10 protein-coding genes are annotated in these 10,201 nt (G+C 47.4%); 4 read left to right on the top strand and 6 right to left on the bottom strand.

Annotated elements, in window-relative coordinates; translation table 11 throughout:
• Positions 1-558 (bottom strand): cyclase family protein (locus tag K8R76_08805; protein ID MCD4848276.1); only part of this gene is annotated, 558 nt, incomplete at its 3' end.
• Positions 559-678: 120 nt separating this feature from the next.
• Here K8R76_08805 and K8R76_08800 point away from each other — a divergent pair.
• Positions 679-1,101, top strand: coding sequence for a pyridoxamine 5'-phosphate oxidase family protein (locus K8R76_08800; GenBank protein MCD4848275.1), 423 nt, complete (start codon positions 679-681; stop codon positions 1,099-1,101).
• A gap of 11 nt (positions 1,102-1,112) precedes the next feature.
• Here the strand turns inward: K8R76_08800 and K8R76_08795 are convergent, their stop codons facing one another.
• Positions 1,113-3,419, bottom strand: coding sequence for a radical SAM protein (locus K8R76_08795; protein MCD4848274.1), 2,307 nt, complete (start codon positions 3,417-3,419; stop codon positions 1,113-1,115).
• 274 nt (positions 3,420-3,693) lie between these two features.
• Here K8R76_08795 and K8R76_08790 point away from each other — a divergent pair, with 274 nt between their 5' ends.
• Positions 3,694-4,041: a DUF5674 family protein gene (locus K8R76_08790; protein MCD4848273.1), complete on the top strand. Its 348-nt coding sequence runs from the start codon at positions 3,694-3,696 to the stop codon at positions 4,039-4,041.
• Positions 4,038-4,409, top strand: coding sequence for a hypothetical protein (locus K8R76_08785; protein MCD4848272.1), 372 nt, complete (start codon positions 4,038-4,040; stop codon positions 4,407-4,409). Before K8R76_08790 ends, K8R76_08785 begins: the two co-directional genes overlap by 4 nt.
• A 2-nt stretch (positions 4,410-4,411) precedes the next feature.
• Here K8R76_08785 and K8R76_08780 read toward each other — a convergent pair whose 3' ends face one another.
• The 4 genes from K8R76_08780 to K8R76_08765 are packed head-to-tail and all read right to left on the bottom strand — an operon-like array spanning position 4,412 to position 7,993.
• Entirely contained in the window at positions 4,412-5,017 is a 606-nt protein-coding gene (locus tag K8R76_08780; GenBank protein MCD4848271.1) for an endonuclease III, read from the bottom strand.
• A 32-nt stretch (positions 5,018-5,049) separates the two neighbouring features.
• Positions 5,050-6,234: a ribonuclease D gene (locus tag K8R76_08775; GenBank protein ID MCD4848270.1), complete on the bottom strand. Its 1,185-nt coding sequence runs from the start codon at positions 6,232-6,234 to the stop codon at positions 5,050-5,052.
• Positions 6,231-7,058, bottom strand: a complete 828-nt coding sequence (locus K8R76_08770; protein MCD4848269.1) for a hypothetical protein — start codon at positions 7,056-7,058, stop codon at positions 6,231-6,233. The genes K8R76_08775 and K8R76_08770 overlap by 4 nt, the downstream gene beginning before the upstream one ends.
• Positions 7,059-7,060: 2 nt before the next feature.
• On the bottom strand, positions 7,061-7,993 hold the full coding sequence (locus K8R76_08765; protein MCD4848268.1) for a hypothetical protein: 933 nt from the start codon (positions 7,991-7,993) through the stop codon (positions 7,061-7,063).
• A gap of 167 nt (positions 7,994-8,160) precedes the next feature.
• Here K8R76_08765 and K8R76_08760 point away from each other — a divergent pair, with 167 nt between their 5' ends.
• Positions 8,161-10,161 (top strand): OmpA family protein, encoded by a 2,001-nt coding sequence (locus tag K8R76_08760; protein ID MCD4848267.1) that lies wholly within the window; start codon positions 8,161-8,163, stop codon positions 10,159-10,161.
• Positions 10,162-10,201: the final 40 nt, after the last annotated feature.

Here is a 10,201-nt window from a genome sequence, read left to right as displayed (position 1 = left end):
GTATTCCCCGGGGTCTATCTCGCTGAGCCACAGATTCTCCACGATGGGAATGGATGCTTCCAGAAATGTTCTGTGAGCGTTCGATGATTCCGGCGGGTCGACGGAAACAGAATCGATTCCAATCAGAGCGATTCCCATTTTACGAGCGGTTTCAGCTGCAGAAGCTGTTAACGCGGTATAATTCCTGAAGACATCTGTCTGATCTGAATCTGAAGAGTCTGTTTTCAGCAGGAGGGCTTTTCCCTGAAGTGAAAGCCCCGACAGTACATCTTCATAGATTACCTTTTTGCAGCTGCAATCCACCACTGTAGCAGGAAGAATAAGATTCGTCAGAGGAATATTGTCCACGGTTGTATCACAATGGGCAAGATGAGCGGGAGCGTCCATATGAGTTCCCGAATGGGAGCTCATCTTCAATCCTGATGTAACGAATCCATCGGCAACCGTTATAAGCCTTCGATTGAACTGCTCATCCCCAGGCCAGAATGGAGTCTCTTCTGAAAGAGGCCGTGTTATGTCTATCATTTTATCCGGCGTTAGCGAGTACACTATTTTCATCGGTTCCCTCACCATCTGAAATAATTCCTTCTCATACTGAAGACATGAAATATCAAAATTGTATATAATCATTTATGCTGAATAATCAGTCCGGGGTAAACCGGAGAGAGGAAAGAGAAAATGAACCGCTTCGAAATTCTTGAGTTCGTGCGTCGTAATACCACTTCGTTCATGGCCACGGCAGAAGGGGGAGAACCTAGAGTCCGGGGAATGGATACGCCGTATATTGACGAGAACGGTCTTACATTCTGTACCGGTACCGGTAAGGATATCTGTAAACAGCTCCTTGCGAATTCCTCGGTGGAACTCTGCTACTGGAGCATGGAGGAAAAAATTCAGCTGAGAATTCGGGGAGAAATGGAAAAGCTTGATGATGAAGAACTCAAGAAGCACATCGTTGAAACGAAATTCACCTTTCTAAAACCTGTTGTAGAGCAGTTCGGATGGGACACACTGACCCTGTTCAGGATTTCCAGCGGTGAAGCAAGAACATGGTCTCCTGAAAACCCCGCGGAAATAAATACTGAGGGCTTCGATTTCTGAGAGTAGATGCATCAGAACATCCAGAAGTCTATATCCTTTTTCACTGCCCGACTGCGAATTTCTTCGATGTCGATGAACCTGTTTGCAATGAGCGTACTACTGTCCATTTCTGAACCCGCGATTTCCCTGACACCAGGCCAGAGGAGAGTTTCATTTTCCATTATGTAACCGCTCATGTAATCGGTGTTGCCCTCATCATACATATTCGCTTCAGAAAGCATCTGAGACGTGATTGCAAGTATCTGACCCCTCCGCTGGTGATAGGCTGACCTGAGAATATCGATGTACGTGTATTTTCTTCCTCTCTCAATAGAAACTTCGATTAATGCGCTTACGTGGTTCTCACCAGATTCATCATCGTGCTTCGATTCGTAATCGTACGGTATCTCCGATCCGCCTGTACTCACAATCTCAAAGAGGAACATAGCATCTTCATCGCTTTCAATAACATCGAAAATACCTATAATGTATCTACCACCGCTGTCAGTGTTCAATGGTTCGCTGCCGCTGCTGGAATACATCCGGATGTCAACGGGATCAGAAGATCTGAATATCAGGTTCATCTGATCAGCGTAAGGGTGCTCAAGAAGATATTCAGCGGTAATTCCCGGAGTATCATCCGCGGTCCCCCACCGTTCGATGTTCAGGTCTGATGTCAGATAATGCCTCTCCACGTCTCCGGGCCGTGGACCTGCCTTGCTGTACATGAAGAATGGAGGATCGGTGAATCTATCGTTTCTGAGATAGGGATCAAGACGGTTTTCGAATATTGCCAATCTCCACTGGCAGGTTTTCTGATGAAGAGCTTCAAGAGTTGAGTATAGAGCTTTCATTTCGTTCTCTGAAAACTTCTCTGTATCGAAGAATGGTTCATTGACCACTCTCCACATAAGGGCTGCAAGGGACAACGAAGGATATTCCGTGTTGAGGGCGTTCATTACAAGTTCACAGCGGTCAGTGATGTTTTGCGGCAGTGTCCCATACTGAAAACCACTGAGAATATCCCAGGCTGGATCTTCCGTATCAAACCGATCAAGTAATAGACTCAGTGTTCCCGATCGGTAACCGGCTGACAGTTCTACATAGTGACCCATGATTATTCCATCAGTAAGCTCCGGATCAAAAATCACCGATTGAGAATCTATCTTGATCTGCTTCATATGAATCTGTAAGGGTAACGCATTTGAAGATTTCGCTGTCCGGATTTCAGCTCCCCGGCTTAATCCCGAAGCCAGGGCGCCGAGACAGACGGTAATACCGGCTGCTGTTTTCAATGAATCCGGAACATGCCATATTTCCCTGAAGCATTCCTTCCCATTTTTCCTCTGAAGCCAGCAACCTGATTTGCATGCTGGATAGTAGATGCACTCGTCACACTTCCCTTCAGGTTCGAATTTCCTGAGTTTTCTGAAACCATCTTCCCATATCTCCCGCAGGGGCCTCTGATGGATATTTCCGGCGCTGAAAGACCTGTCCAGTGTTGTGCACGGAACAACTTCACCGTCGGGAAGGATCACGCATTGAGATTTACCCGCGCCGCAGGTAAGGGGGAAATCCCTTACGAGGGGTTCAAAATTTCCAAGATAACCGATCTCATCGGCCATCTCCACATTGAAATATTGCCTCTTTCGTGCGACGAACCTTATCAGCTGTCTCAGTTGCCTTTTTGACAGAAACAGGTCGGAGCGGTATGCAGCTCGCCCCTCGGGAACCAGCAGGTGAATTCCCCACTGGTCAGCACCGCTTGCAGCTACAAGCTGAAAGGTTTCCTCAAGATATCGTTCATTGATACTTGTCACTGTGGTGCCTGCGCAAACCCTGACTCCAGGCAGGGATTTAAAGAAGCTGATAGCCTCTATCGCTTCTTCCCATGCTCCTTTCCGTCCTCTGAAGGAATCATGGATCTCCCTCGGTCCATCCAGGCTCACCGCCACAAAACCGGGGCTGTTTTCGGCAAGCCTCTTTCTCTGATATGCTGAAGGCATAACTGCAGTATTAAGAGTCCAGTTCTGCTCCCTGAATCCAAGATAGTCAATAATCATAGGCAGATCGTTCCTTGCAAGAGGCTCTCCGCCTGTGACAAGGAACTCCTCCACACCCATTTCGACAATTTCATCGATCAGTTTCATTACAGCCTGCAGAGGCATATCGGTGAAACCGTTATCCAGGCTGACGGAAAGGCAGTGCGGGCAGCTGAGATCGCATTTCAGCGTAGATATCCACTGTACAAGAACGGGAACCTTTGAATAACCATTCCGGGAAAAGAATCCGGTTCCGTCTGAAGCGCTATACTGACTGTAGTTGCTGAAAGAACCCATTCCCTGTTCTCCTCATCTCAGTATTTATAATGTCATCATAATGTAACGGACATCAGTTACTTTCAGCAATCCTGAGTCTTTTCTCCACTCCCATTGACAGGAATAGGCGCGAGTACTCCAAACCAGTGAAATGGGAATAATGCAGATCATACGGAAAACCTCCATCAAGCTGTATCGATTATACTTGCTTAAGAGTGGGAAATTCATACGGATTATTCAAAGTGCCACCACTGATGCTGGATACGCTCATTAGAAAAGAGATAATAAGCTGACTATGAAAGCAGTAACAGAGCAAGAACCGATTTCTATTGATTCACTGCGTCAAATGGCGATAGAGCGCTTCGGTGATATGGTCAAAGCTGTGGTAGATGTAGCTCGTGAGATCATGGTCATTGATGCGGACCTGCACTCAGATGAAGAAGCAGAGCTGCTTTCGACAGGTTCAAGGCAACAGGATCTATGGGGAATTAACCTCTATCCGGAGCTGCCTGCAGAAGACTGGCTGGAGTTTGATTCGATGATAAATCTGCGACCATCCTCCGGAAATCGCTCCAGAAATGTTGATGATCCTTCAATCCGTAAACAGATTCAAGATGTGGTGGATCGATTGGTGTTCGAATGAAATCCTCCATGCACAAGGATCTCGCCGCAGGTCGCTGGTGGGAGCTTTCGCTGTATGAACAGCTGGGAAATGTAGGCAGCGAGGTAGGCAGGGCACTGCGATGGAAAACCCGTAATCCGCAGATATCTCAAAGAGCATTTGAGCGTGCATTGGAGCTGATGGATTTTACTCTTGATGATCCCCGCCACCGATGCTCGGTTACTCGCCTGCGCGAACTTGCACGAGCGCGGGAGGTTCTGGTCGATTTTCTTGCCGGCTCGAATGAATACCAATCAACCGCTGATTCCCTGCAGCGGTACTTCGATGCCTTCGCCGTTGCCGCGAACCTGGTGCGTGACCGCGTTTCACTTAAGAATTCATCAGAGTGAGATCAGACTTTTGAGATAACAACAGGGCAGATTGTATTCAGAGGACAAACCTCGCACCGGGGTTTGACCGGTTTACAGATTCTCTGTCCGAACGTTACCATAGTATGATTAATACCGATCCAGTATTCAGGAGGAAAAATTTTCTGAAGCTGCAGTTCAGTTTCTTCAGGTGAGGATGTGCGCGCCAGACCAAGTCTGTTTGAGATTCGATGCACATGAATATCGACACATATCGCGGGTTTTCCGAATACCATTCCAAGAACGAAATTTGCCGTTTTTCTTCCTACTCCCGGAAGGCTCAGCAGATCCTCAATGTTGTCCGGTACTTCTCCTTCAAACCTGCTCTGAATTAATTCAGCTGCCTGCTTCAGCTGTTTTGCCTTCTGTCTGAAGAAGCCAGCCGGTTTAAGCAGAGTCTCCAATTCTTCCCTGTCAATAGAAATCATCGACGTAACATCAGGGGCAGATTTAAGTACTCTCGCAGATACCGTTCTGGTAACAGCGTCCCTAGTTCTCAGGCTTATAACAGTTGATACAAAAACAGGGAAAGCCTCATGTGATTCCTGGAGAGGGGCCGGAGTACCCGGCAGACCTGCAGCGCGTTTCATTGATTCGAGAATCTCAAGTGCTCGCTGGCCGGTCACTGTTTTACTTTTACAAATTTCAATCCCTGACTTCGTCCTGACTTCAGGCTGAGAGCAAGCTTTCCTTCAAGAAGAGAGATAAGATCATCACCGAGAGCTTCTCTCCGCCAGCCGGATAATCCAGGAATCTCAGAAAAGTCATCCACTGAGCAGGGAGGATGCTTCGCAAGAGCATCCATCATATCGGATGACAGAAGCAGAGCAGGTGAAATGCCCAGTCTGTTGGACTCCTGTTTCAGAAATATTCTGAGGATATCCCTGCGGGCTGAAATCCCGGGTTTTGAGTGGTATTTCGGAATATCCGGGATATTTTCCGGAGGGTTGATCCTGGCTTCTTTGATCACCTCCAGTATTTCGTTTCCCCATTTTTTAATAAACCCGGATGAGATTCCTCTGAGCCTGGACAGGCTGCTAATTTTCTCAGGGGCCATTGCGGTGATTGCTCCAAGGATATGGTCCCTTACTATGTAATTGCGGGGTTTATTCAGTTTTTCAGCTGTCTTTTCTCTCCATTGAACAAGAGCCCATAGGATAGGGAGCCTGCTTTTCGTGATTTTTCCGGTGGATCTGACTTTCTGGAAGATTCTTCTCAGAGGAATCTCATATGTAGAGGGAAAAGTGAGTGATTCAGCCTGTTCCGTGTACCAGTTCAACCTACCTGTTGACTTCAGCCTTTTCATCTGATTCCGGTAAATCGTAAGCAGATATCTGACATCGTTGAGGGCATACTCGATCTGCTCATTCGAGAGAGGCCTGATAGACCAGTCGCTCAGAGTGTGTCCTTTTTGCGGAGCTTTGCCGCACTCTGTTCTGACAAGATTATAAAGAGAGATCTGAAGTTCATATCCAAGAAACGCGGCAGCAAGCTGAGTGTCGAATACGGATGAAAAAACTATGCCCAGATGATGCATAAGCACGTCAATATCGTTTTTGGCCGAGTGAATAACCTTAACCGGAACCTCCGATTGGAGCAATTCGGCGATCGGCGAAAGATCTTCAATCCCGAGAGGGTCAACCGCTACCGGACCGTTCCTGCCCGCAAACTGTATGAGAAACAGTTCAGGCCAGTACCTTTTCTCTCCATGAAATTCAGTATCCAGTGCAATAACATCTTCTTTTTTCAGATCCTCAATTAGTCTGTTCAGTTCTTCCTGAGTATTGATAAGGGTTGTATTGCTCAAAGGTTCTCCTGACCAGGATTGTTTGATGCTGAATTTAAATATGATCTCTCCGAAGCGGATTGAAGTTCTATTCTGCTCGTTTCATCATGGAAGGGGCAAAAAACTCCTTCCCCGGTAATTTCATAGTAAACGTAACCATTATCCGGACAGCGAAATCCCCCCCGCTGGCTGAATTCCCCGTCACTTTCCTCGAACATCCCGGCAAAACTGTCAGGGAAGCGATAACCTGCAAGGATGTAATCAGAGACAACTCCTGCCAGGCTGTCTCGCAACAGCATGCAGCTGGATCCTCCGACATCCAGCCCGTCTCCAAGATGGCCTGAAGGACAGAGAAGCATGCTGCCTTCAAGGAAATAGGGTTTGCTGCTTATTGGACAACTGTATTCCCCGGGATCAACTCCGTTGCGGTATGCCGGGATTACCGTTTCCTGAGCGAAAGCAGTACACATCACAGTAGCTCTTCCCAGAAGATTATCGAGTGACGAATCTCCCGCTATTTCCCATTTTCCCGAGTCATTCTCTCCGAGCCAGATTGTTCGTGATCCTCCGTGATCGAGAGCAATGGAGATTGTGTATCCTCTTGATTCAATGCTACCAATAGTGATTCTGCCTGATGAAGGCGAATTATCAAGTAATTCAAGAAAGACCGGGCTGACCAGCGCCGCAAGACTATCGGACAGCAGGAAGTATGCGTCTTCAGTATTTCCTGAAGAGAGGGCTCCCACATACTCGCGAGAAATGTCTAGCAAAGCCTTTCCGGTACTTGAAGTACGAGCCATGAATGCAGCTGAGATCAGAATTGCACAGATAACCAGCCGGCGCACTTCTAGTTCCTGCCACCTGAACCGCTTGATGTGCTGCTGAAAAGACTGAGGAAATCAATACCTGTTCCGTTTATGATTATTCCCCACTCTTTGGACGTATTTTCCCCGCCAAGACAGTAATAGACCTCAGCAGTCAGGTCTATGCTCTCATTGTTCAACACGAAACCGGCCCTGAGATCCTGCCGACTGAATTCACTGTTATTCTGCCCGGTTGTATTTCCATCTATCTTTGCTTCTGTTTCTCCTCTTGTTGCTAATTCCCCTCCAATTCTCAGGCTCAGTTCAGGATTCATGGGAAGGACGAAAAAACCTGTAAGTCGGAGTTCAATAGGAGGTTTAGTTTCTGCGGAATCCCTTCGTGATACGTGAAGTGCATCCCATGCCCACAGGTAATAACGAAGGCCTGCGGTAGCTTCCACGCTCAGACTTGATCCCTGTGAAACCGGTGACTGAATAGTCATAGCTCCGTCAAAAGCGAAATGTCTGTCGCTTTCTGAGTAATCGCCTGACTCGAGCGCTCCTTTTAGAGGAATCCTTATCGCGCCCCTTGCTATGAGCATGGGCGATCGAGAAAGCCATCCATCAAGAGATATCCACGGATCGGATATTCCCACGCCGGTGGTTTCTTCAGGTCCCTGAATCTGAAGGTGGCCGGGAATAATAATTGAAATCGTATGGCTGTTTGTCAGACCGTATCTGCCGGCGAACTGAAATCTCAGAACACCCAGGCCGGTTGAATAATCATGAAGCTCGCTGTTGCCAAGGGAATCGGTGAACCAGTACTGATTTGCTCCGAAATACCCAAGAGCAACGTCCCCGTCTGATTCCATCGAATGCAGAACACTTGTAAGGTTATTGTAGTAAAGCGGGTCATATGAGAATGAAACTCCGCATACAACAAGCAGAGTAAGCAGAAGAAATCTATAACTAGACATATTCATTTCCTTTCACTGAGTATTAGTTCTGCAGTTCAATTTCCGTTAGTTCAAACATAGTTCTTTTCAGGCAGTTGACATAAGCCGTACATGCTTTTCTAATAGTGCAGGTTTTATAGTGCAAGTCATGTTGAGTAATTTTATTCAATACTTGAAAGGAAAGGAAAATGAAATCACGTGGTTTTCTACTGTTAATCACACTTCTTCTGGTAACAGGAAGTGCCTTCTCCCTCCCCTCGGTAATGGGGTTCAGGGGAGTGAGTAGGGTTCTTGATGCCAGAACCATCGGCGAGAACGAAATGGCTTTTGCTCTGATTGGCCGGTACTGGAGCAGTACAGACAAGTACGATGATCTTCACTATCGTGCTCGATACACCAGTTCAGATACTGTACTGAGTGTGGAGGATTCGGAGCATCTTGCTGAGGGTTTCTTCTCTCTGGATTACGGGCTGATGAGTTTTATTGAACTTGCGGCACGTATCAGTTATGTGGGCACATACTATGAATTCGACCTCACTCCTCCCAGAAATCAGACGATTGGTCAGTGGGATGGTATCCATGGAATGGGCGATGTGCTGCTGGGATTGAAGGCTGGATTTACTCCTACGCCATCAAGCGAAGTTCTGTGGCTGGGATTGGGAAACTGGTTCTCTTTCGCTCCAAAATCAAACAATACTGTGGAATGCGAAGAATATGACGGGAGATATGCAGGCGGCACTCCGATGTACTCCATGCGCAGACCCAGCCTTGCTACCGGACATACCAGTATCGGTTTTGGCGGTCTTATTTCCGCAGACATGGCTAACATATGGCCTGGAACCCCCGTTCGCGCCCATGTCAATGTTGGATACTCAATGTACAAACAGACAATCAGCATGGAAGATTACGTACTTGAATTTGACAGTACGGGAAGAAGATCAAGAACAAACCTGTCTGACGTGAGCTTGCTGGTTAAGGATAACGCACTTGATCTGGGATTTGCTATTGAATTTCCCACCAAATTCGCTGTTATCTTCACGGAGTTTTCCTTGAAGAAGTATCTTGACAGAGATAATTACAGCACTGTCTCTTATTTCACTCCCGGAATCCGGGTTTTCTCGGGTGGCGGAGTCATTATGGACTTCAGCTTCAATATGGGATTGACGGATTTCAATCCGGAATATTTCGACTTCGGACACGATCTTTATCAGTCCGGAAGCGTATCAACAGAAGAGAGAGAGCAAAGAGCGCCTCTTCCAGAAGGCGGCACCCAGGACTGGGGAGTTTCGATGAGCATAGCTTTCTCCAGCGATCTGATCGATAAGGGACCCGGGATCACAACCGGAACAGTTTCAGGTATGATCACTGAATTCGAAACGGGTGAACCTGTGGAGGCTGAGATATCCTTCCCCGGCATACCTGTGCAGAGTGTTACTTCTGATCCTGAAACAGGTTTCTATTCGGTCACTCTTCCTGAAGGAAGCATTCCCGTTACCGTTTCTGCGGAAGGCTACAATGCCGCGTCCGCGACGGTGGTTCTGGAAGCAGATCAGGATGTTGTAGTTGATTTTTCTCTTGAGGTTAGAGCCGGACAGGGACAGATCGCCGGAACGGTTACGGAGTTCGAGAACCACGATCCGCTTCAGGCTACGATAACTATCGATACAGAAGAACCTATCACAGTTGAATCTTCCGCGGCTGGAGTATTCCAGATTGACGCGCCGGAAGGAACATGGACAGTAACGGCTGAGGTTGACGGATACGTTTCCCGTTCCCAGCCTGTTGTTATTGCTGCCGATCAGACTTCAATTGTCGATTTCGTTCTGAGACCCGCCCTGGAAACAGGACAGGTTCTATCCTTCGATAATATCTACTTCGACAGCGGCAGCGCGACTCTCAAACCGGAATCCTACTACATTCTGGACAACGTTGTTGAAATACTCGAGGCAAATGCGAATGCCCGAGTTCAGATTGCCGGACATACAGATTCTGACGGCAGTTCAAGCTACAACCAGACCCTCAGTGAACAGAGAGCTTCTTCAGTATTCACTTACCTTGTTCAGCGCGGAATATCCGCTTCCAGATTGACAACCCTGGGCTTCGGAGAAGCTCAGCCCGTTGTACCGAACACTTCTTCTTCAAACAAGGCAATGAACAGAAGGATAGAGTTTACGGTTCTTTCGAACTAGAACCTTTTAATAGGGAGGGGCGGTTTATCCGCCCCTCTCT

Origin of the sequence: Candidatus Aegiribacteria sp., assembly GCA_021108435.1 — a bacterium.
Taxonomy (GTDB): domain Bacteria; phylum Fermentibacterota; class Fermentibacteria; order Fermentibacterales; family JCC-6; genus Aegiribacteria.
This window is presented reverse-complemented; position numbering and strand designations above follow the sequence as displayed.